The following is a 23,348-nucleotide window of genomic DNA, read 5'->3' as shown; positions in this document are numbered from 1 at the left end:
GATTTGGCGCGGGGGGCTGAGGGCAGGGCAAGACTTGCGGGCGGGGCGCGCGCAGCCTATCTGGGGCGCAACGGATCTGACATTGGAAGGACAGCGGTATGCTCAAGGGACTGGGACAGCTTGGCGATATGGCCAAGATGATGAAGCAGGCACAGGAGATGCAGGCGAAGGTTCAGCAGCTTCAGGACGACCTGAACACCATGACCGTGATCGGCGAGAGCGGCGCGGGTCTGGTCAAGGCCACGGCCACCGCCAAGGGCGAGCTGAAAGCGCTGGACATTGATCCGACGATTTTTGATCCCAATGAGAAAGAGGTCGTCGAAGACCTGATCCTCGCCGCGATCAAGGATGCGCAGGCCAAGGCGAGCGAGCGCGCACAGCGCGAGATGGGCAAGATCACCGAAGAGCTGGGTCTGCCGGCGGATATGAAACTGCCGTTCTAAGACCGCAATCCGAAAAGTGGGAACCGGTTTTCGGGTCAAATTGCGCGACGAAACCAAAGCGCTATCCGAAAAGTGGGCACCGGTTTTCGGATGAATTTGCGCGACAAAACGAAAGCCACGCGCAACCGGTGCTGCCCGCCGTCGGCCTGAGGTGGCCGGGCGGGGAGCGCTGCTCTTCTTGTTGTAGGCTTTTTTGAAAGATGGCGGCCGCCAGGTGCGGATCAGGAACAGGGGTGCCAGACCCTGCCTCCGTGTGCGGGGGATGGCCCGCGCGCCGATGGAATCGCGATCCCGAAGGCTTCGGGAGGGTGATCCTGTCTTTTCATGGTTAACCGATGTCAAGGATCGGCGGGCAGGGTTAAGCAAACCTTGACGCAGCGCGCGGTGCTCTGAGCGGTCAGCCCTCCCCGCGAAAGGCGCTGGGCGGTGCGCCGTATTCGGCCACGAAGGCCCGCGTCATCGCCGCCGCATTGCCATAGCCGCAGCGCAGGGCGATCTCGGCAATCGAGTAGGAAGATTGCTGCGCATAACGCCGCGCCGCCGCAAGCCGCAGGCGCTTGTAGACGACGCGCGGCGCGGCGCCAAGTTCGGCCTGAAACGCCCGCGCGAGAGTCCGCTGCGTGGTCCCAGCGCGCGCGGCGATCCCGTCGATTGGCAAAGGGTCTTCCAAGGCCCCGGACATGAGCGCCAGCGCGCGTTCGACAAGCGGCGAGGCGGCGCGCGGGAAAAGGCGGCCCTGCGGTGCCTCCGTGCTCTGGTGCAAGAAGAAGGCCGAAACCTCCAGCCGCAGCGCCGTGCCATGCGCGCGCCGGATCAGCTCCAGCGCAAAGTCAAAGGCGGTCATCGCCCCGCCGCAGGTCATCCGGTCGCCATCCACCACGTAGCGTTCGGGCAAGACCTCAACTTCCGGGAAAGCCTCGGAAAATCCGGTCAGCTCGTTCCAGTGAATGGTCGCCTTGCGCCCGTCCAGAAGCCCGGCATGGGCCAAAAGCCACGCGCCGGTGTCAAAGCCCACCACGGTTTCGAAGCGGCGCGCGGCGGCGGTCAGAGCGCGGGCGCTGCCGGGGGTGGCAAGGCGGGTGACATCATAGCTGGTCATGACAAAGAGAAACGCGCCGCCCGGCTCGTCACGCAGGCGGCCATGGGGCAGGACAGGCAGGCCGCTGGAGGAGGACACTTCCGCGCCGTCGAGCGTCACGAAACGCCAACGAAATGCCTCGCGCCGCAGGATCTCATTGGCCGCGCGCAGGGGCTCCACCGCATTGGCCAGGCAGTGGTTGGAGAAGCGTTCGAACAACAGGATGACAACCTCCTGCGTTTCGGTCTGGGATGTTGTCCATTCTTGCATGAAAAATGTCTAATTCCGCATTATAGCCCGCGTCAACCGCTCTACGACTTTAAGGGTCAGGACCCATTTATTTACGACGCGCAGTTTGACGGGTTTTGTTCCAGACTAGGCATGGAGCCGCAGGAATAGTCATCTATTTCAAGGCTCTATAACGCAGGCTGGGGCAAAACCCGTCAAATCCGAAGGACAAGGAGAAATGCACGCTCTCAGCCGCTTGGCTTCCTTGACAAGGCAACCAGCCTTGCCTGCGAAACCCAAACGCCTGATAACGCGCATTCTTCCTTGCTGCGCATCGCAAATAAATGGGTCCTGACCCTAATCAATCAGCCGGGGAGTGAGCCGATGCAGTTTGGTCTGAGCGAAGAACAGGAGATGATCGTCTCCACCGTGCGCAGCTTTGTGGAGAACGAGATTTATCCGCATGAGGCGGAGGTCGAGCGCACAGGCCAGGTGCCGCATGAGCTGGGCGAAGAGGTCAAGCGCAAGTGCATTGATCTGGGCTTTTATGCCTGCAACTTCCCGCAGGAGGTGGGCGGTGCGGGGCTGAGCCATCTCGATTTTACGCTTGTGGAACGGGAGCTTGGGCGCGGTTCCATGGCTCTGACGCATTTCTTTGGCCGCCCGCAGAACATCCTGATGGCCTGCGAAGGGGAGCAGCGCGAGCGGTACCTTTTGCCTGCCGTGCGGGGTGAGCGCATGGACGCTCTGGCGATGACCGAACCAGACGCCGGATCAGACGTGCGCGGCATGAAATGCCAGGCGCGGCGGGACGGCGGCGATTGGGTGATCAACGGCTCCAAACATTTCATTTCCGGCGCGGAACACGCGGATTTCTTTATCGTTTTCATCGCCACCGGCGAGGACGACACGCCCAAAGGGCCGAAGAAGCGCATCACGACGTTCCTTGTGGACCGGGGCACGCCGGGGTTTGACGTGCGCGAGGGCTACAATTCGGTCAGCCACAAAGGCTACAAGAATTACATCCTCGCCTTTGACAATTGCCGCCTGCCGGACGCGCAGGTGTTGGGTGAGGTCGATGGCGGCTTCGAGGTGATGAACACATGGCTCTACGCCACCCGCCTGACCGTTGCGGCCTTCTGCGTGGGGCGCGCGCGGCGCTGTTTTGATCTGGCGCTGGAGTATTCCGCCGAGCGCAAGCAATTCGGCCAGCCGATTGGGAAGTTTCAGGGCGTCGGCTTTCAGATCGCCGATATGATCACCGAGATTGACGCCGCCGATTGGCTGACGCTGGCCGCGGCGTGGCGGCTGGACAATGATCTGCCGTCGAACCGGGAGATTGCCTCGGCCAAGCTTTATGCCTCGGAGATGCTTGCCCGTGTCACCGACACGTCTTTGCAGATTTTTGGCGGCATGGGGCTGATGGACGATTTCCCGATTGAACGCTTTTGGCGCGATGCGCGGGTTGAGCGGATCTGGGACGGCACCTCGGAAATTCAGCGGCACATCATCAGTCGGGACCTGCTGCGTCCGCTGGGGGCCTGATGGACCGCCTGCTGAGGCCGCGTTCCATCGCCGTGGTCGGCGGCGGGGCGTGGTGTGCCAATGTCATCGAACAATGCGCGCGAATCGGCTTTGCCGGGCCGGTCTGGCCGGTGCATCCCAAACGCGAGAGCGTGGCCGGGGTGCCGGCCTTTGCTTCGATTGACGCTTTGCCCGAAGCGCCGGACGCGACCTTCATCGGCGTGAACCGCGAGGCGACCTTGGAGGTGGTGCAGGCGCTTGTCGATCGCGGCGCGGGCGGGGCGGTTTGCTTTGCCTCCGGCTTTCTCGAAGCGCAGGCAGAGATGGGCGACGGGGCGGACATGCAGGACGCGCTTTTGCGCGCGGCGGGGGAGATGCCGATCCTCGGGCCGAATTGTTACGGCTTTATCAACTATTTGGACGGGGCGGCGCTCTGGCCGGATCAGCATGGCGGGAGCCGTGCCGAGCGCGGCGTGGCGATTGTCACGCAATCGTCCAATATCGCGCTGAACCTGACCATGCAGCGCCGGGCTCTGCCGCTGGCCTATGTGGTCACGGTGGGCAATCAGGCGCAGCAGGGGCTGTGGGATGTGGCGGCGGCTCTGCTCCGCGACGATCGGGTGACGGCGATTGCCTTGCACGTTGAGGGTGTTGGCGATCTGCGGCGACTGGAGGCCTTTGCGGCGGAAGCCCACGCCTGCGGCAAGCCGGTGATTGCCCTCAAAGTCGGCCGCTCGGAGCAGGCGCAGGTGGCCACCGTTTCGCACACCGCCTCGCTGGCGGGTGGCGCGGCGGGGGCGGAGGCGTTGTTCGCGCGGCTCGGCATCGGGCAGGTCTCCAGCCTGTCGGCCATGCTGGAGACGCTCAAGCTGCTGCATGTGGCCGGGCCTTTGAAATCGAACCGCATCGCCTCGCTGTCCTGTTCGGGCGGGGAGGCCTGTTTGATGGCCGACGGCGTGGTGGATCGGGGGCTCCGTTTTCCACCCTTGGATGAGGGGCAGCAGAGCGCGTTGCGCGCCGCCTTGGGCCCGAAGGTCGCGCTGGCCAACCCTTTGGATTACCACACCTATATCTGGGGCGATGAAGAGGCGTTGACCGCCACCTTCAGCGCCATGATGTCCGGCGATTTGGCCATGGGCTGCGTGGTGCTCGACTTCCCCCGCGCAGACCGCTGTGATCCTGCCGCATGGGAGCCGGTCATCGCCGCCGTCCAGCGCACGCAGGAGCAGACGGGCAAACCTCTGGCGTTGCTTGGCTCGATAGCCGAAGCCATCTCCGAAGAGGTAGCAGAGCGGCTTTTGGGGCTGGGTGTCATTCCGTTCACCGGCATGGAGGAGGCGCTTGCCGCGATGGAGATCGCCGCCTTCATCGGGATGCAGGATGCGGCGGCCGCGCCGCTTTGCCTGCCCAATCTCGATCCGTCCGGCGAGACCCTGACGGAGGCGGCGGCCAAGGCCGAGCTTGCGGCATTCGGGTTGAGCGTGCCGGGCGCGCAGGAGGCCGTTGCCGAGACGGTCGGCGCGGTGTCGGAAGAGATCGGCTTTCCGGTGGTCCTGAAAGGGCAGGGCATTGCGCATAAAACCGAAGCCGGGGCAGTGGCGCTTGGGCTGACACGCGCCAGCGCGGTGACACAGGCTGCCGCCGCCATGCCGACAGAGCGCTTTTTGGTTGAGGAAATGATCACCGGCGCGGTCTGCGAATTGATCGTCGGGGTGGTGGCCGACCCGCACGGCTATGTGCTGACGCTGGGCGCGGGCGGGACGCTGACCGAGATTTTGCAGGACACGGCGACATTGCTTGTTCCGGCCTCGCGGCAGGCCGTGGACGCGGCGCTGAATGAGTTGAAACTCGCGCCTGTGCTGCGCGGGTACCGGGGCAAAGCCCCGGTGAACAGAAACGCAGTGCTTGACGCGATCATGGCTCTGCAGACCTATGTTGAGGCGCGCCGTCCCGCAGAGGTGGAGATCAACCCGTTGATCTGCACGCAAACGCGCGCCGTGGCCGCGGACGCGCTGATCCGCACCGGAGGAGAGACAAGATGAGCGACACCCCGATCAGAACCGAACGGCGCGGGCACGTGCTTGAGGTCACGCTGGACCGGCCCAAGGCCAACGCGATTGATCTGGCCACCAGCCGGATCATGGGCGAGGTCTTCACCGAGTTTCGCGACGATCCCGAGCTGCGCGTGGCGATCCTGACGGCGGCGGGCGAGAAGTTTTTCTGCCCCGGTTGGGATTTGAAAGCCGCGTCCGAGGGCGACGCGGTGGATGGCGATTACGGCGTCGGCGGCTTTGGTGGCCTTCAGGAGCTGCGCGGGCTGAACAAGCCGGTGATTGCGGCGGTGAACGGGATCTGTTGCGGCGGGGGGCTGGAGCTGGCGCTATCTGCGGACATCATTCTGGCCGCCGATCATGCGAGCTTTGCCTTGCCTGAAATCCGGTCCGGGACCGTGGCGGATGCGGCCTCGATCAAGCTGCCAAAGCGGATTCCGTATCACATCGCCATGGAGATGCTGTTCACCGGGCGGTGGATTGACGCCGAGGAGGCGGCGCGCTGGGGGTTGATCAACCAGATCCATGCCGCCGGTGATTTGATGGCCCGTGCGCGCGAGATGGCCAATCAGCTGGCCTCCGGCCCGCCGCTGGTCTTTGCGGCGATCAAGGAGGTGGTGCGCGAGGCGGAGGACATGAAGTTCCAGGATGCGCTCAACAGGATCACCAAAAGCCAGTTTGCCACCGTGGAGACGCTCTACCGCTCCGAGGACCAGCTTGAAGGCGCGCGCGCCTTTGCCGAGAAACGCGATCCGGTCTGGAAAGGCCGCTGAGCATTTCTTGGCAAACGTGAGGACCGGTTTTGCGTCCAATCCATGCGCCAGACACATCCCGCTCATCGGGCCTGACAGCCCGCCTCGCGCGGCCGCCCGATGGGGCGGATGAGCCGAAACAGGAAGGAAATTGACATGCCTCTTACCATGAACCGCGAGGTTTTCATCACCTGTGCCGTGACCGGATCGGGCGGCACGCAGGACCGCAGCCCGCATGTGCCGCGCTCGCCGCAGCAGATCGCCGAGAGCGCCATTGATGCCGCAAAGGCAGGCGCGGCGGTGGTGCATTGCCACGTGCGCGATCCTGAAAGCGGCGCGCCGTCGCGGCGGCTGGCGCTTTACCGCGAGGTGACGGACCGCATCCGGGATGCGGAGGTTGACGTGGTGCTGAACCTGACCGCCGGGATGGGCGGCGACATTGTGTTTGGCGGGGTGGAAGCACCGCTGCCCACGGCGGACGGCACCGATATGGTCGGGGCCACCGAACGCATGGCGCATATTGCCGAGTGCCTGCCGGAGATCTGCACGCTTGATTGCGGCACGATGAATTTTGCCGAAGCCGATTACGTCATGACCAACACGCCCGGCATGCTGCGCGCCATGGGCGGGATGATGACGGAGCTTGGTGTGAAGCCGGAGATCGAAGCCTTTGACACCGGCCACCTGTGGTTTGCTAAGGAGTTGGTGAAGGAAGGCACGCTCGCCCCGCAGGCTTTGGTGCAGCTGTGCATGGGGGTGCCGTGGGGCGCGCCGAATGATCTGAACACGCTGATGGCGATGGTCAACAATATTCCCGACGATTGGACATGGTCGGCGTTTTCGCTGGGCCGCGATCAGATGCCCTATGCCGCCGCTGCCGTTCTGGCCGGGGGCAACGTGCGTGTGGGGCTGGAGGACAACCTCTTCCTCGACAAAGGCGTTCTGGCCACCAACGCGCAGCTTGTGGAGCGCTCGGTCAACGTGATTGAGAACATGGGTGCGAAGGTCATCGGGCCGGAGGCCGTGCGCGAAAAGCTGGGGCTGGTGAAGCGGGCGCCGAAATGAGCTTTGGCGGCCAGCGGATTGTTGTCACGGCGGGAGGCTCGGGCATCGGGGCTTGTCTGGTGCGTCGGTATCTGGCCGAAGGGGCACGCGTCGCCTATTGCGATCTCGCCCCCGGCTCTGCGCCCGAAGGCGCGCTGGGCGTCAAGGCGGATGTGACCAATGAAGCGCAGATGGCGGCGTTCTTCGCAGAAGCCGAGCGCTTTTTGGGCGGCGTCGATGTCCTTTGCGCCAATGCGGGCACGGGCGGTCCGGCCGCGCCGCTTGCAGACATGGATTTCGAGCCGTGGAAGGCTTGCATCGCGGCCAATCTGGACGGAGCTTTCCTCGCCTGCCGCTGGGCGGCGCAGCGGATGACGGCGCAGGGATCGGGAGCGATTGTCTTGACCTCGTCGACCTCCGGTCAATGGGGCGTGCCGACCCGCGCGCCCTATGTCGCGGCAAAATGGGGCATTCTGGGGCTGATGAAAACGCTGGCCATGGAGCTTGGGCCAAGCGGTGTGCGGGTCAACGCGATCTGCCCCGGCGCGGTCGAAGGGGACCGTATGGAACGGGTCATCGCCATGGAAGCCGCGGCGCGCGGGGTGCCGGAAGAGAGCGTACGCGCGCTTTATGCACAAGGCACCAGCCTGCGCACATGGGTCACGGCGGATGATCTGGCTGATACGATCCTGTTTCTCACATCGCCCAAAGGGGCAAAAATTTCCGGGCAGGCAATTGCCGTGGATGGACATACGGAGCGCATGACATGAAAGCGACAATCATCGGCGGCGGCGTCATTGGCGGCGGCTGGGCCGCGCGGTTTCTTCTCAATGGCTGGGACGTGGCCGTGTTTGACCCGGACCCGGAGGCGGAGCGCAAAATCGGGGAGGTGCTGGCAGGCGCGCGCCGCGCCTTGCCCTCGCTTTATGACAAAGCATTGCCGGATGAGGGGGCGTTGAGCTTCCATGATGATCTGGGGGAGGCGCTGGCCGGGACGGATTGGGTGCAGGAAAGCGTGCCGGAGCGGCTCGACCTGAAGCACAAGGTGCATGCGCAGATCACCGAACTGGCCCCGGAATCCGCCGTAATCGGCTCGTCCACCTCCGGGTTCAAACCCACCGAGCTGACCGAGAAAGGCGCGCGGGTGATCGTGGCGCATCCGTTCAACCCGGTCTACCTGCTGCCGCTGGTGGAGCTGGTTGGGGAGGCGGATCACATGGCCCGCGCGGCGGAGATCCTACGCGGCATCGGCATGTTCCCCTTGCCCGTGCGCAAGGAGATCGACGCGCATATCGCGGACCGTTTCCTGGAGGCGGTCTGGCGTGAGGCGCTCTGGCTGGTGAAGGACGGCATCGCCACCACCGAGGAAATCGACGAGGCTATTCGCATGGGGTTTGGCCTGCGCTGGGCGCAGATGGGCCTGTTCGAGACCTACCGGATTGCGGGCGGCGAGGCGGGCATGAAGCATTTCATGGCGCAGTTCGGCCCGGCGCTGGAATGGCCCTGGACCAAGCTGATGGACGTGCCGGAGTTCAATGACGCGCTTGTGGATCTGATCGCGGGGCAGTCCGATGCGCAATCGGGCCATATGACGATCCGCGAGCTGGAGCGGCTGCGCGATGACAATCTGGTGGGCATGATGCGCGCGCTCAAGCAATCGGGCAGCGGGGCCGGGGGCACGATCCGGGCGCATGAGGCGCTGTTGGCGGAACCAGAGGGGGCGGATTTGCCGATCACCGTTGCCCGCGCCATTCCGCAAAGCTGGACCGACTACAACGGCCACATGAACGAAACGCATTACATCGAGCTTGGCTCCAAGGCCAATGACCGCTTCATGGAAATGGTTGGCTGCGATGCGGAGTACATCGCGTCGGGCGGCAGCTATTTCACGCTGGAGAACACCGTGCGCTATCTGGCCGAACTGAAGGCGGGGCAACGGGTGACGGTGGACACGCAAGTGCTGCAAGGGGAGGGCAAGAAGCTGCGGCTCTTCCACCGGATCATGGACGAGAGCGGCGCGGTGGCGGCGACGGTGGACAGCCTGATGATCCACGTCAGCCTTGAGACCCGCCGCAGTTCTCCGCCATCGGCAGGGATCAGCGCGAAGATCGACAGCTATGTGGTGGCGCAGGCGGATCTGCCCTGGCCTGAGGGCGCGCGCCGGTAAGATTTTTCGGGGCAAAAATCTTGTTTGGGGCGCTGCCCCGTCCTGCGGACTCCCCGGGATATTTAAGGCACAAAGAAACGGGAAGGGGTGCGGCGGATTTTGCTCTACGCTGCGTTATCTGGCGCTGAACGTATTCATACTTCGGCGCGCCGTACGGCGGACAAACGATCCACTGGATCGTTTGTTTACCCGCCTACCCTTGCGCCGAGCAAAATCCGTCTCGCGCAGGCGGCGCGTGGCAGACTCAGACGCCCCGCAGGGCCCCGGGATCTTTGAGGCACAAAGAAACGGGAAGGAGTGCGCGCCGGAGGGCGGGTGTTACGGCCGTCCCACCACGTCGTCGCGCAGGGTGCGCATGATCCGGCGGAAGGGGGCGCGGTGGCGGTTGCGCAGGTGCAGCGCGGCAAAGACCGGCTGGGTGATGATTGGCGCGCCCACGACGATCCGGGCCTCGCCCGCAGCCTGCATTTCCTGCGCAGTGCGGCGCAGGACGTAGGTTGCCCCGCCAAGAGCGGTAAACAGCCCGCAGCCCACCGCATGTTCACCGCAGGAGATGGTGCTGACCGACAGATCGGGCAGCAGTTCGGCGTGTGACATGGCAAAGGCCTGAGAATAGAGCGGCAGGATGTAGCTCTCCGCCTTGACCTGATCGAGCGTGTCGGCCTCGGAGGCGATCATCTGGTAACTCACCGTCCCGATGCTTTCGAAGTGCAGGTCGGGGTTGGGTTTGGGGGTGAAGAGGATGGCGAAATCCACATACCCGTCGGCCACGTCGGCACACATCTGCGTGGAGTAATCGCCTTCCACGTGGAAAGCGGTGTCCGGCAGTGCGCTTTGCAGGGCGGTGATCCAGGGGGCGACGCGCTCGCCGAGGATGTCGTGCTGGATGGCAACGCGCATGTTCGCCGCCTGACCGGTTTCGCGCACCGCTTCGCGCGCTACGGTCCAGTTGCGGCGCATGGTGCGCGCGTGCGGTTCAAAGCGCAGACCCTGAGTCGTCAGGTCTGTCCCGGCGCGGCTGCGCCGCAAAAGCGTGCAGCCAAGCGCCGATTCCAGGGTGCGCACCCGTCCCGAGACGGTGGACTGTGTAACCCCGAGGCGACTCGCGGTTCGGTTGAAACTTCTGGTTTCACAAAGGTCCAGGAAAGTTTCGATCTGGTCGATGTTCATGGCGGGTGTCGTGGCTGTGGTCTCTAATCGGATAAACCGATCAAAACACATGCGCCAGCCCAATTGAACCGAAAAGCGCGAGACGTAATAGTTTGCGGGACCGTTTCACGGATCACCTTTGGCGTGCCGACCCGGCGCAGCCAGTGGTCCGTGGGCAGCAAGACACTGAATAAGGAGAAGAACCGTGGCGGATTTGCCCGAAAAGGCGCGCGTGGTCATTATTGGGGGCGGCGTTGTCGGCGTCTCTACACTGTATCATCTGGCCAAGAAGGGATGGACCGATTGTGTCCTCCTTGAAAAGAACGAACTGACCGCAGGCTCTACGTGGCATGCTGCCGGCAACGTGCCGACCTTCTCGACCTCCTGGGCTATCATGAACATGCAGCGCTATGGGACCGAGCTGTATGCGCGGCTTGGCGAGGAAGTCGACTATCCGATGAACTATCATCAGTCCGGCTCGATCCGCCTTGCGCACACCAAGGAGCGCGTGCAGGAGTTCGAGCGCGCCTGTTCCATGGGCCGCTACCAGGGCATCCCGATGGAGATGTGGACGCCGGAGCAGGCCAAGGAGCGCTATCCGTTCCTCGAAATCCACGATCTGCTGGGCGTGCTTTACGATCCCACCGACGGCGATATCGACCCGGCGCAGCTGACGCAGGCGCTGGCCAAGGGCGCGCGCGAGTTGGGCTCCACAATCAAACGGTTCTGCCCGGCCACCGGTGTGACGCAGCTCGAGGATGACAGCTGGATCGTGCACACCGATCAGGGGGATGTGGCCTGTGACTATGTCGTCAACGCGGCGGGGTATTACGCGCAGCGGGTCAGCGAGTGGTTCCTGCCCTATGGCGGGCGCAAGGTGCCGATGATGGTGATGAGCCACCAGTACCTGCTGACCGATCAGATCCCCGAGGTTGAAGCCTGGTCCAGGGAACACGGCGGCAAGCTGCCGCTGATCCGCGACGTGGATGTGTCCTACTACCTGCGTCAGGAGAAGAACGGCTACAACCTTGGCCCCTATGAGCCGAACTGCAAGGGCGAATGGACCGAATCCGGCGATGCCATCCCGGAAGACTTCAGCTTCCAGCTCTGGCAGGAAGATCTCGACCGGATCGAGGATATTGTTGTCGACGCCATGGACCGCGTGCCGCTGATGCAGAGCGTGGGTGTCTCGTCGGTGATCAACGGCCCGATCCCCTACGCGCCCGATGGCCTGCCGCTGATTGGCCCGATGCCAGGGGTCAAGAATGCCTTTGAAAACTGCGTCTTTACCTTCGGGATCGCGCAGGGCGGCGGCGCTGGCAAGGTGATGGCGGAATGGATCGTCGACGGTCAGACCGAATGGGACATGTGGGCTGTCGATCCGCGCCGCTTCACCGATTACACCGACCACGAATACTGCGTTGAGAAGGGGCTGGAGGTCTATGGCAACGAATATGCCATGCACTTCCCGCATCACCGCTGGCCTGCCGCGCCGGACCGTAAGGTCTCGCCGGTGCATGAGGTGATCAAGGCGCAGGGCGGCCAGATGGGGGACTACGGCGGCTGGGAGCGCGCGAACTGGTTTGCGCAGCCGGGCGACGACACCTCCGAGGAGGCGACCAAGACCTGGGGCCGCGCTGGCCCGTGGGAGCCGCGCGTGCGCGAGGAATGCGAAGCGGTGCGTGATGGCGTCGGCGTTCTCGATCTGCCGGGCTTCTCGCGTTACCGCCTGACCGGGACGGGCGCGGCGGACTGGCTGCGCAGTCAGACAGCGGGCGGTCTGCCCAAGACCGGGCGCATGTCGCTGGCCTATTTCCCCGATGAGCGCGGCCGGATCGTCACCGAAATGTCTGTCGCCAAGAATGACGAGGACGATTACACGCTGATCACCGCCGCCGCCGCGCAGTGGCACGATTTCGAGTGGCTGAAACGCACGCTGCCCGAGGGGCTGAGCCTGACCGATCACACGCGGGAGATGTCCACGCTGATTGTCACCGGGCCGGAATCCCGCGCGCTCTTCGAGAAGATCGGCACCGATGCGGATCTGACCTTGCCGTGGCTGACACATCAGAAGGCCACCGTGGCGGGCCAGCCCTGCACCTTGGCGCGGGTGTCCTTTGCTGGCGAACTTGGCTGGGAAGTGCACGCGGAAAACGCCGTGATGCCAGCGCTTTACGAGGCGGTCAAAGGCGGCGGGGCGAAGCCGTTCGGCATGTTCGCACTCAACAGCCTGCGCATCGAGAAAGGCTACCGCGCGTGGAAAGGCGATCTGTCGACCGACTACAGCCTTGTCGAAGGCGGACTGGAGCGCTTCATCCGGCTTGCCAAGCCGCAGGATTTCCCGGGCAAGACCGCGCTTTCGGTTGAAATGCAGTCCGGACCGGCGAAGCGGTTTGTTACGCTGAAGGTGGACGCGGGCGAGGCGGATGCGCCGTACATGTCGACGGTCTGGCAGGGCGATGATGTGGTTGGGGAGACCACATCCGGTGCCTGGGGCTATCGCGTGGGCAGTTCCATCGCGCTGGGCATGGTCCGCACCGATCTGGCGGTGCCGGGCACGGAGCTTGAGGTCGATATCTACGGGGAGCGCTGCAAGGCGGTTGTCCAGCCGGACGCCCCGATGTGGGATCCGGAAAACGAAAGACTGCGCGCCTAAGGGCGCGGGGTTCGGGTCAGGGGGACCGCGCGTCTTCCTGACCCAAGGGAGGAGGGCCCAAGGGCCGATCAGAGAAAGGCAAAGCCAATGAGCGCATCTGCTGAAGCCCCGGAACGTCGGCGTAGAGGGGGAGGGCGCGCGGCGCGCGTGGCCTCGCGCGCGGCACCATTGAGCGAAGACACGCGGCCCGTCCGCCCCGGCATGAAAGGCGGGCAATACAACCCGTTGACCGAAGCCGAGGTGCAGCGCATTCACCACGCGGCGCTTGAGGCGCTGGAGGTGGTCGGAGTCAGTCAGGCGCCGGAGACCGGCCAGAAGGCGATGATCGAAGCGGGGGCGATCCTGGGCGACGACGGGCGCCTGCGCTTTCCGCGGGCCTTGGTCGAGGACATGCTGGCCAAGGCGGCGCGGGGCATCACCCTGCACGGGCGTTCTTCGCAGTTTGATCTGCAATTGACGGACACGCGGGTGCATTTCGGCACGGCGGGCGCGGCGGTGAACGTGGTGGATGCGGTCACGGGCGAATATGAGCCGTCAACGATCAAGGACCTCTACGATTCTGCGCGGCTGGCGCAGAACCTCGACAACATCCATTTCTTCCAGCGCACCATGGTGGCCTGCGATATTCGCGATGTGACCGAACTGGATGTCAACACGGCTTATGCCTGTCTCAGCGGCACGCAAAAGCACATCGGCACGTCGATCTCGGATCCGATCACGGTCGAGCCCGTGATGGACCTGCTGCACGTTGTGGCAGGCTCTGAAGAGGCATGGCGGGCAAGGCCCTTCATGTCCATGTCCTGCTGTTTTGTCGTCCCGCCCATGAAGTTTGCCACCGAAAGTTGCGAGGCGATGGAAAAGTGCATCGCGGCGGGCATGCCGGTTCTGCTGCTCTCGGCCGGGCAAGCGGGGGCGACGGCCCCTGCGCCGATTGCGACGGCGATTGTGCAGGCGGTGGCGGAGTGCCTTGCGGGCGTGGTCTATGTGAATGCCATCGCGCCGGGCCATCCGGCGATCTTTGGCACATGGCCGTTTGTCTCGGACCTGCGCACCGGGGCGATGTCGGGCGGTTCAGCCGAACAGGCCCTCTTGTCGGCGGGCTGCGCCCAGATGCACCGGTTCTACGGCATCCCCGGCGGCGCGGCGGGCGGCATGACGGACAGCAAGGTGCCGGACATGCAGGCCGGTTGGGAGCAAGGGATCATCAATGTGCTGTCGGGCCTGTCGGGGCTGAACATGGTCTATGAATCGGTGGGCATGTATGCCTCGCTCATGGGTTTTTCACCCGAGGGCATGGTGCTGGGCAACGATGTCATCGGGCAAGCGCTGCGCTGTGTGCGCGGGATCGACGTGACCGAAGATGCGCTGTCCATGGAGGTGATGAAATCGGTTTGCCTCAATGACGGGCCGGGGCACTACCTTGGCACGGATCAGACGCTGTCGCTGATGCAGACGGAGTATCTTTATCCCGATATCGGCAACCGGATGACGCCAAAAGATTGGAATGAACAGGGGCGGCCTGCCTTGCTCGAAGCAGCGCAGGCGCGGGTGAAGGGTATTCTGTCCGAGGCCCCGTCGCTGATCGCGCCGGATCTGGATCGTGCGGTTCGGGAGCGCTTTGCGATCCATTTCTGATCGTGGTTGAAACGAGACGTGTGCCGAAGGCCTGCGGGAAACCTGCGGGCCTTTGTGCGTTTTGTGTGGGAATGCGCGGGCATGTGAACCGGGCTACGGCCCCGATGTATCTTGTGGCGCTTGGCAATGTGATAACATACCATTCCGGGCAGGACATATGGCAAGCAAGGATGGGGCATGAACAACGAGAGTATGGACAACCGCATACCGGTGACCTTGCTGACGGGCTTTCTGGGCGCCGGAAAAACCACACTTCTCAATCACTTGATCCGCGATCCCGAGGCCGGGCGCGTGGCGGTGATCATGAACGAGTTCGGGGATGTCGGGCTGGACCATGACCTGATCGAGGCGGCGACCGAAGAGACGATCTTGATGGAGTCGGGCTGCCTGTGCTGCACGATCCGCCGTGATCTGATCAAGACGCTGAGCAAGTTGAGCGCGCGGAGGCGGCGGGGTGAACTGGGGTTTGACCGGGTGATTATCGAGACCACCGGCATCGCCGATCCCGGCCCGATCCTGCACTGCCTTGCCGCCGGAAACAGCGTCGCGGCAAGTTTTCGGATGGACGGGGTTGTGACGGTAGCGGATGCGGCCACGGGCGCTGAAACGCTCGACCGGCAGTTTGAATCGGTCCAGCAGCTGGCGATGGCGGATCTGATCGTGCTGTCCAAAACCGATCTGGTCGATCCGTCCGCGCTGGCCCGCTTCGAGGCCCGGCTGGAGCAGATCAACAGCACCGCGAAGCGGGTGCGGGCGGAGCGTGGCCGGGTGCCCGTGGGTGTGCTCTTTGGCCTGTCTGCCATGCGGGGCGGTGTGCAAGAGGACGATGTTGCGGCATGGCTGGGCGCGGAGGCGGCCAAACCCGATCCGCTCGCCGGGTTGTCCGGTTTTTCGCAAGTCCTGCAAGGCGGCGCTCAGCCTGCGGCTCTACCCTTTGCTGCGACCGCCCAGCCTGCGCCTCTTGATCACAGAATTGCTTCTGCTTCGATTTCGGTCGAGACGCCGATCCCGGCGGAGGTGTTTGATTTCTGGCTGGACACGCTGATCGCGCTCAAGGGGCCGAACGTGCTGCGGATGAAGGGGATCCTGCATGTCGAGGGGCTCGCCTATCCCTTTGTGTTTCACGGCGTTCAACACGTGTTCGACGCGCCTGTCCCGATGAAATCCTGGTCCGGGGATGACACCACCAGCCGGGTTGTCGTGATCGCGCGGGACATGACCGAAGAAGAGCTGCAGGCCAGCCTGAGCCTGTTGCTGCGGCGCAAAACGGAGAAACCCGCGATGTAGCGGGGCGCTTGGTGCAAATACGGCCTGTGCCATTCTTGACTATTTAACTTTTGGCTTAAATATCGCATCACGCCCGGTGAAACGCTCAGGACAAGGATTGATACGATGATCAGCGAACAGGATCTTACCGCAGCCCGGACCGCTTGGGGGGACGCACTTGTTGCCATTTCCAAGGCTTACGAGGAAGGCGGGATCGAGAGCGCGCGCGCTCTGGCTGTCACGGTGATCGACACGGCTTATGGCTATAACCTTGGCCCGGTGCTGTTCAAACCGACGCTGAGCGGCGGCGAGAAGACCTTCCGCACCACAAAAGAAGGCTGCCTGTCCTATTTCGTGGGGCACGACGCGGACTATCCGCAGGACGGCGGCTTTGGCATCAAGGGGTGGCGCGAGGTGCGTTCGGAGACGGCGGCCAGCTTCATTGATGGCAACACCGGGATCTGGATGGGTTGGATGTTCTTCACCGACAAGGACGGCAACACGATCAAGGTCGACAAGACCTTTGGCTACAGCAAGGACGCGGACGGCGCGGTGCGCATTGTGCTGCACCACTCTTCGTTGCCGTTCGAGGGCTGATCGCGGATCCGGCGGAGATCGGGCGCGTCGCGTTTGGTCTCTCGGCGGGTTCCTACCCGATAGGCCATGATCGGTCTCTTGCGCGGCAAAAGACGGCGGCGCGAGAGACAAAAAGAACCCGGCGCGGCGTACTTTCCGCCAAGCCCGTGATGACCCCGGCGACAGTCGGGGTTTTTACATGTTTGGCGCTTGTTACGACGCCTTTTGACATTGCGATAATTAACCATTTGAAAACATTCAAAAGTTGGTCGATTTGTTCACTCAATTCATTCGGCTTTCGGAATGCATCCCTGTATGAAACCGGTGTTTTCAAAAAAGGGATCTGCGATGTTGAACGTTTTCAAGGGGCTTGCCGTTTGTCTTGTGACACTCCTGCCTTGCGCGGCTAGCGCGGCAGAAGAAGCGCCATTCACCGTGGGCGGCACCACGGTTGTTGACACGGATCAGGCGATGACGCTGTTCGAGGAAGAAGCGCATTTCTTTGACGCGCGCAAACCCTCCGACTTTGAGGCGGGCCGCGTTCCCGGCGCGGTCAACTTCTTTGCCAAGCAAACGGACAGCGCCGATATGGTGCTGGAGGTCGCGCGCAAGGAGGATGTGATCGTGGTCTATTGCAACGGGCCGCGCTGCCTGATGTCCGCCGTTCTGGCAGAGAATCTCGTGGCTTGGGGCTTCACCGAAGTGCGCTATTACCGCGACGGTTTCCCGGCCTGGTACAACGCAGGATATCCCATCGAATAAACCTTTTCCCATAAACAGGCGCATTTCATCATGACCTTGTCTAGCCGAATTTTAACCAGCATTGTTTTGTTTACGGCTGTGCTCCTTGGCGGTCTCTATGTGGGCGGCAAACGCGTTGTGGACAGTGTCGAAACGGCGCTCCTGTCCAAAAGCGCGGATGATGCGGCGGCGGCGGTCACTGCGCTGCTGTCGCGCAGTGAGAAACCTCTGATTGACCTCAGCCGCATCATGGGCCGGGAACGGGCGATCGGCGCGGCCATGGCCGAGGGGCGTTATGGCGATCTCGACGATCTGGTGCGCCCGACCTTCAACCGCGTGGCCGGCACCCATGTTGTCACGGATCTGACCATGTTCACGGGGGCGGGGGAGCAGGTACTGTCCCTGTCGGTCTACGAAGATACGCAGACAGCACGCGGGGCAGGGATCCCACCGTTTGTGGCGCAAACGCAGGAGACAAGGCGCAACACGTTCGGCGTGACGCAGATCACCGATGAGCGCTTTGGCACTGCGCTGGCCTTCCCGCTGCGCCGGGGGCGCGAGATTGTCGGCACGGTGTTGCTCGGTCTGGATATCGAAGTTGCGGTGCCGGACATGGCGCATATGATCAACGGCACCGCGCTGCTGGTCGAAGCCGCGCCTGGCGCCAGCCCGACGTTCCGGGCGTTCAGCGGTCTGCCGGAGTTTCCCGCATCGGACCATGACGCCGCCGCCGAGGGAGTGGAAACGGGCGCTGATGTGACCGTTGAAGCCGGTGTTTTTGGCACTGCAGCGCTGGCCGCACTGGGCGGTGAACGCCCCGCGGCGATCATGGATTTCGGCGCGAAGAGCTTTGTCGCGGCGCTTTATGAGGTTGGCGTTCTGTCCAATGGCACCGCGCTTTCGGCCCTGTTGGTGACGGATTTCACCGAGGCGCGAAAGCTCAAGCAGTCCACGGTACAAACGGTGATGATGACGGTTGCGGGGTTTGTCATCGCCTTTGTGGCGTTGCTCATGCTGTGGTTGCGCGGTCAGTGCAGGCCATTGAAAGATATTGCTGCGGCCTTGTCGCAGGTGGCTGAAGGGCAGACGGTGACGCGCAGGCGCCCCAATCGCCCTGCACAGGAAATCGCGCGGCTGGATTCGGCGTTCGAGACCTTTGCCGAGAAGATCCGGCACGAGGAGCAGGCGGCGGCGGAGCTTGCCCTTGTGGTTGAAGCCTGCGCCAAGGGCGATTTCACCCAGAGGCTCCCTGTCACCGACAAGTCGGGCGTGTTCGCGGCACTCAGCGCGGATGTGAATCGGATCGGGGAGGCGGCAGACGAAGGGCTGACTGCCGTCAAACATGGGTTGGAAGAGCTTGAGCGGCGCAATCTGACCTACCGGATGCCAGAGGGGTTCACCGGGATCTTCGCGGAGATCGCCACCTCCATGAATGCCTCCTTTGACAGCCTGTCAAACGTGATCGAAACGGTCACGGAGGCCGCAAGCGTGGTTCACAGTTCGGGGGCGCAACTGGCGAGCACGACGGGCGAGCTGGCAACGCGCACCGAGAAGGATGCGGCCAGCCTGGAGGAATCGTCTCGCAATCTGGCCCAGATCAACGGTGCGATCAGGCGGTCTGCTGCGGACGCGATGTCGGCGCGGGACACCGTGGAACGGATTTCCGAAAAGGCGGACGCGGGCCGGGGCATGTCCCGGAACGCCATTGAAGCGATGGACAGAATCAAGCAGTCCTCCGAAGAAATCGGCAAGATCATCGGTGTGATCGAAGATATCGCCTTTCAAACCAACCTGCTGGCGCTCAACGCTGGTGTCGAGGCGGCGCGGGCCGGAGAGGCGGGGCTTGGCTTCAGCGTGGTTGCGGCGGAAGTGCGCGCATTGGCGCAACGTACGGCCCAGTCGGTTCAGGAAGTCTCTGGCCTGATCGCAAAATCGGCGGGGAACGTGGAGTCCGGTGTGGGGCTGGTCCGGCAGTCTGATGAGTCCATGGCCGATATTCTCAGCGAGGTGGTCTCCTCCGTTGACGTGATCGAGAACATCGCAACCTCCACGAAGAGCATCGAAACCAGCGTGTCGGAGCTTCAGGACGCCACGCGCAACATTGACCATTCCATGCAGTACAACGCGGCCGGTCTGGAACAGACCCGCGCGGCGGTCGATGATCTGGACCAACGCGCCACCCATCTTGCAGCCGCGATGCGCAGCTTTACCCTGAACAAAGGCGGCCCCGGCGGCCACGCCATCGCGGCGGAATAAGGGCGGGCCAGGCCGCTTGGGAAATCGGCGTTTCCTTTCTGCGACACTCTGTGCAACGAACTAGGAGAGGGCATCCCCCTTCTGTCCCATCACGGAGTAGGAAGACGCATATGAAAGTTGGGTTCATCGGCCTCGGGAACGTCGGCGGCAAGCTGTCGGGCTCCCTGTTGCGAAACGGAATTGATCTTACAGTTCATGATCTTGATGCGGATCTTGTCGCAGAGTTCGTCGCACAGGGCGCACGAAACGGCGCGGGCCCGGCAGAACTGATGCGCACATGTGACGCGGTCATCACCTGTCTGCCGTCACCGGCCGCTTCTGCTGCAGTGATGGAGGAGATGCTGCCGGAGGTCACGGCGGGCAAGATCTGGATGGAGATGTCCACGACTGACGAGGCCGAGGTCAAACGCCTTGGCGCGCAGGTCGCGGAGCGGGGCGGGGCAGCAGTGGACTGCCCGGTTTCAGGCGGCTGTCACCGCGCCGCGACAGGCAACATTTCGATCTATGCGGGCTGCGACCGGGCAACCTTCGAGCGGATCGTGCCGCTTCTGAAAACCATGGGACGGCGCATTCTGCACACCGGGGACCTCGGCTCCGCATCGGTGCTGAAGGTTGTGACCAACTACCTCGCCACGGCCAATCTTGTGACCTGCTGCGAGGCCCTTGTCACCGCCAAGGCCGCGGGGATGGATTTGAACACCGCCTATGAAGCGATCAAGATTTCGTCCGGCACGTCGTTTGTGCATGAAACCGAGAGCCAGGTGATCCTGAACGGCTCGCGTGACATTTCCTTTACCATGGATCTTGTGAAGAAGGACGTGGGGTTGTTTCAGGAGGTGGCGGATCGCCACGCGGTGCCGCTGGAGATCGCGCCGATGCTTGTTGATATTTTCGATGACGGTATCGCGCGCTTTGGAGAGCGGGAGCTTTCTCCAAATATTATCAAGCGTTTGGAGGAGGCGACCGGGCTGGACATTCGCGCACCGGGCTTCCCGCCGGAAATGCAGGACGATGAACCCGAAGAGCCCGGCTACGAAGTGGTCCCGAAAGGCGGCTGAACTCTCTGCACTGTGGGGCAGTTGGACCGGGTGGATTGCACCCGGTCCGTCCGCTCAGACTAATCCGGCATCTTTACCGATTTTGAACCGGGATGGGCGATATTTGCGGCGATTCCATGCGGTCTGCCGGGTTGTTTGATGCATTCCAGTCAAAATAACGCTTCAATGGCGTTGGTGAAAAAACAGAACGTTTCCATCATCCTGGCGATCCTATTGGCGTTCGGGGTGGTGTTTTTGGCATCGGGTTTCATCCTCCAGCAAAACGCGACGATTTCGATGCAAAGCCAACGGGCGGCGGTGCGCAATGAGGCGAGCCTGCTGCGCTCGAACCTCGAAGGCACCGTAAACGCCGACATCGAATTGTTCCGAAGCATCGCCGCCGTCCTGTCGACCGAGCCGGATATGCAGCAGGCGCGCTACAGCACACTTTTGTCCCAGATTACGAAAGGCCGCGAGCGGTTTCGGAACGTCGCGGCGGCGCCCGGTCTTGTCGTGTCCATGGTCTATCCGGTTGAACAGAACAGGGCTGTGTTGGGGCTGGACTACCATCAGAATGCGGCGCAAAGGGCGGCGGCCTACCGGGTGCGCGACAGCGGCGGCGTCGTTCTGGCCGGGCCGGTCAATCTGCTTCAGGGCGGATCGGGCTTTATCTACAGGTTGCCGGTTTTCACCGGCAGCGGCGCTGATAAGTCGTTCTGGGGCATCGTGAGCGCCGTGATCGATGTGGACCTGGTCCTGGCCGAAGCCGGGGTTACATCGAACGATCTTGGTATCGAAGTGGCGCTTGTGGGCAAGGACGCCACAGGCGCGGAAGGAGAGTTGTTTTTCGGGGATGCAGCGATCCTTGAGGACAATCCGGTTCAGGTTGAAATCACGCTGCCCGAAGGGTCCTGGATGCTGGGAGCTCGTCCCAAGGGAGGCTGGCCTGCGACGCCGGAAAACTTCTGGCTGCTCCGGGGCGGGCTGGTGCTGGCCGGGTTGATGATCCTGACCCCGCTGGTTCTGTCAGGGCTGCTTGCATCGGCACGCAGCCGCGCCATTGCCACGTTGCGCCACCGGGAGCAGGAACTGCGCACCATGGCAAAACGCCTCGAGATCGCTCTGAAAGGATCGAGGATCGGCGTGTGGGAAAGTAATCTCGCCACCGGCGAGACGTTTTGGGACCAGTCGATGTGCACGCTTTATGAAACGCAGAGCGGTCCGGGGATCCAACCGGCCGGTGTCTGGGAGGACGCGCTGCATCCGGAGGATCGTGCCCGGGCGATTGAATGCGCTGATGATGCCAAGACCAGCGGCAAGTTGTCCACGGACTTCCGCATCATCCTGCGCGACGGCAGCATCCGCCACATCCGCGCCCTGGCCAGCAATGTGACGAAGGGAGACACGGAGTGGCTGATCGGGATCAACTGGGATGTGACGGCGGATGTTCAACTGCGCGAAGAGGTGGTGCAGGCCAACCTGAACCTGCTTGAGAGTAATTCGGAGTTGCAGGAGGCGAAGGCGCGCGCGGAAAGGGCGGACCGGGCCAAATCGGAGTTTTTGGCCAACATGAGCCACGAGATACGCACGCCCATGAACGGCATCGTCGGGGCGGCGGATCTTTTGTACGAGGGCGATTTGCCGGCGGAAGAAAAGCAGAACGTGGACATGATCCGCGACTCCTCGCTCGCGCTGCTGAAAATCATCAATGACATCCTGGACTTGTCGCGTCTTGAGTCCGGGGAGCCGGTCATGTGCAGCGAAGTTTTTGACCTGCGCGCGACCATTCTTGGGGCGACCAGCATTTTTCGCGTGAAGGCGAGCCAGAAAAAGATCGCGCTGATAACAGAGATAGACGACCAGTTGCCGCAATATGTGTACGGCGATGGGGGGCGGCTGCGTCAGGTGTTGGTGAACCTGCTTGGCAACGCAGTCAAGTTCACGTCCGATGGGCAAGTCGCCTTGCGCGCGTTTGCCAGTGCAACGCAGCCCGACACGCTGATCGTGGAGATTGAAGACAGCGGGATCGGCATCCCGCCAGAGCGCCAATCGGCGATATTCGAGCGCTTTTCGCAGGTGGATGCGGCAGTGACGCGCGCCTATGGCGGCACGGGGCTGGGCCTGACGATCTCGCGTCTGCTCGCCAAACGCATGGGCGGGGACATCGCGCTGACCTCGGAGGTCGGGAAAGGCACGTGTTTCACCGTAAGCGTCGTGCTGCCAGCTGCCGAAGCTGAGCCAACACCGGTGAAGGCGCAAACCGGTGAGGATCTGTCACATCTTGAAGGTCTGCGCATTCTTTTGGCGGACGACAATCAGACAAATCGCGTCTTGATAGAGAAATATTTGAGGAATCAACCTGTTATCTTGTCTCAGGCCACGAACGGCCTTGAGGCGGTTGCACTGTGTCAGCATGAGCCGGACGTTGTCTTGATGGACATGTCCATGCCCGAACTCGACGGGCTGTCCGCGACCCGTCGGATCCGGGATCTGGCGATCAGGCAACCCCATATCATTGCGCTGACAGCCAATGCTTTTGACAAGGATCGTCAACGCTGCCTCGACGCAGGCATGGACGATTTCCTGGCCAAGCCGATCAGGAAGCACGACCTTCTGGAGGCGCTGGTTCACTTTGCGAACACACTGGACCGTCCCGGCGAAGAGCAGGGCAAGACCCGCCGCCGAGCCGGATCCTGAGGGCCGTGGTCGTGCGGTGGAGGGTTCGTTCGAGGACGGAAAACCTCG

Annotated in this window: 17 protein-coding genes; 15 read left to right on the top strand and 2 right to left on the bottom strand. The window is 62.9% G+C overall.

Features of this window, described 5'->3' with window-relative positions; all coding sequences use genetic code 11:
* The first annotated feature begins 98 nt into the window (after positions 1-98).
* Entirely contained in the window at positions 99-443 is a 345-nt protein-coding gene (locus E4662_RS01195) for a YbaB/EbfC family nucleoid-associated protein (protein ID WP_136439422.1), read from the top strand.
* Positions 444-840: 397 nt separating this feature from the next.
* Here E4662_RS01195 and E4662_RS01190 read toward each other — a convergent pair whose 3' ends face one another.
* Complete coding sequence (locus tag E4662_RS01190; RefSeq protein ID WP_136439421.1) at positions 841-1,791, bottom strand: GlxA family transcriptional regulator; 951 nt, start codon at positions 1,789-1,791, stop codon at positions 841-843.
* A 342-nt stretch (positions 1,792-2,133) separates the two neighbouring features.
* On the opposite strand from E4662_RS01190, the gene E4662_RS01185 reads away from it, so the two are divergent.
* The 6 genes from E4662_RS01185 to E4662_RS01160 all read left to right on the top strand — a co-directional run bounded on the left by E4662_RS01185 (position 2,134) and on the right by E4662_RS01160 (position 9,287).
* Complete coding sequence (locus E4662_RS01185; protein WP_136439420.1) at positions 2,134-3,294, top strand: acyl-CoA dehydrogenase family protein; 1,161 nt, start codon at positions 2,134-2,136, stop codon at positions 3,292-3,294.
* Complete coding sequence (locus tag E4662_RS01180) at positions 3,294-5,315, top strand: acetate--CoA ligase family protein (protein WP_136439419.1); 2,022 nt, start codon at positions 3,294-3,296, stop codon at positions 5,313-5,315. The genes E4662_RS01185 and E4662_RS01180 overlap by 1 nt, the downstream gene beginning before the upstream one ends.
* Positions 5,312-6,097, top strand: coding sequence for a carnitinyl-CoA dehydratase (locus tag E4662_RS01175; protein ID WP_136439418.1), 786 nt, complete (start codon positions 5,312-5,314; stop codon positions 6,095-6,097). Before E4662_RS01180 ends, E4662_RS01175 begins: the two co-directional genes overlap by 4 nt.
* A 135-nt stretch (positions 6,098-6,232) precedes the next feature.
* Positions 6,233-7,141 carry a 3-dehydrocarnitine:acetyl-CoA trimethylamine transferase BcoG gene (bcoG, locus tag E4662_RS01170; protein WP_136439417.1) on the top strand — a complete coding sequence of 303 codons (909 nt, stop codon included), beginning with the start codon at positions 6,233-6,235 and terminating at the stop codon, positions 7,139-7,141.
* A complete protein-coding gene (locus E4662_RS01165; RefSeq protein ID WP_136439416.1) occupies positions 7,138-7,890 on the top strand; it encodes an SDR family oxidoreductase in 753 nt (250 codons plus the stop codon). The genes bcoG and E4662_RS01165 overlap by 4 nt, the downstream gene beginning before the upstream one ends.
* Positions 7,887-9,287 (top strand): carnitine 3-dehydrogenase, encoded by a 1,401-nt coding sequence (locus E4662_RS01160; protein ID WP_136439415.1) that lies wholly within the window; start codon positions 7,887-7,889, stop codon positions 9,285-9,287. The genes E4662_RS01165 and E4662_RS01160 overlap by 4 nt, the downstream gene beginning before the upstream one ends.
* 318 nt (positions 9,288-9,605) lie before the next feature.
* Here the strand turns inward: E4662_RS01160 and E4662_RS01155 are convergent, their stop codons facing one another.
* Positions 9,606-10,457: a LysR family transcriptional regulator gene (locus tag E4662_RS01155; protein ID WP_136439414.1), complete on the bottom strand. Its 852-nt coding sequence runs from the start codon at positions 10,455-10,457 to the stop codon at positions 9,606-9,608.
* Between the two features lie 184 nt (positions 10,458-10,641).
* Here E4662_RS01155 and E4662_RS01150 point away from each other — a divergent pair, with 184 nt between their 5' ends.
* From E4662_RS01150 to E4662_RS01115, 8 genes are all read left to right on the top strand, one after another.
* Positions 10,642-13,092, top strand: coding sequence for a GcvT family protein (locus tag E4662_RS01150; RefSeq protein ID WP_136439413.1), 2,451 nt, complete (start codon positions 10,642-10,644; stop codon positions 13,090-13,092).
* A gap of 87 nt (positions 13,093-13,179) precedes the next feature.
* Complete coding sequence (locus E4662_RS01145) at positions 13,180-14,727, top strand: trimethylamine methyltransferase family protein (protein WP_136439412.1); 1,548 nt, start codon at positions 13,180-13,182, stop codon at positions 14,725-14,727.
* A gap of 177 nt (positions 14,728-14,904) precedes the next feature.
* Positions 14,905-16,014 carry a CobW family GTP-binding protein gene (locus tag E4662_RS01140; RefSeq protein ID WP_240705081.1) on the top strand — a complete coding sequence of 370 codons (1,110 nt, stop codon included), beginning with the start codon at positions 14,905-14,907 and terminating at the stop codon, positions 16,012-16,014.
* A gap of 105 nt (positions 16,015-16,119) precedes the next feature.
* On the top strand, positions 16,120-16,590 hold the full coding sequence (locus E4662_RS01135) for a phosphoribosyl-AMP cyclohydrolase (protein WP_136439411.1): 471 nt from the start codon (positions 16,120-16,122) through the stop codon (positions 16,588-16,590).
* Positions 16,591-16,917: 327 nt separating this feature from the next.
* Complete coding sequence (locus tag E4662_RS01130) at positions 16,918-17,331, top strand: rhodanese-like domain-containing protein (protein WP_168797858.1); 414 nt, start codon at positions 16,918-16,920, stop codon at positions 17,329-17,331.
* Between the two features lie 30 nt (positions 17,332-17,361).
* Positions 17,362-19,566 (top strand): methyl-accepting chemotaxis protein, encoded by a 2,205-nt coding sequence (locus E4662_RS01125; protein ID WP_136439409.1) that lies wholly within the window; start codon positions 17,362-17,364, stop codon positions 19,564-19,566.
* Between the two features lie 110 nt (positions 19,567-19,676).
* Positions 19,677-20,624: an NAD(P)-dependent oxidoreductase gene (locus E4662_RS01120; protein ID WP_136439408.1), complete on the top strand. Its 948-nt coding sequence runs from the start codon at positions 19,677-19,679 to the stop codon at positions 20,622-20,624.
* 165 nt (positions 20,625-20,789) lie between these two features.
* Positions 20,790-23,300, top strand: a complete 2,511-nt coding sequence (locus E4662_RS01115) for an ATP-binding protein (RefSeq protein WP_240705080.1) — start codon at positions 20,790-20,792, stop codon at positions 23,298-23,300.
* Positions 23,301-23,348: the final 48 nt, after the last annotated feature.

The organism is Pacificoceanicola onchidii (assembly GCF_004804335.1).
In the GTDB taxonomy this organism is placed as follows: Bacteria; Pseudomonadota; Alphaproteobacteria; order Rhodobacterales; family Rhodobacteraceae; genus Pacificoceanicola; species Pacificoceanicola onchidii.
This window is presented reverse-complemented; position numbering and strand designations above follow the sequence as displayed.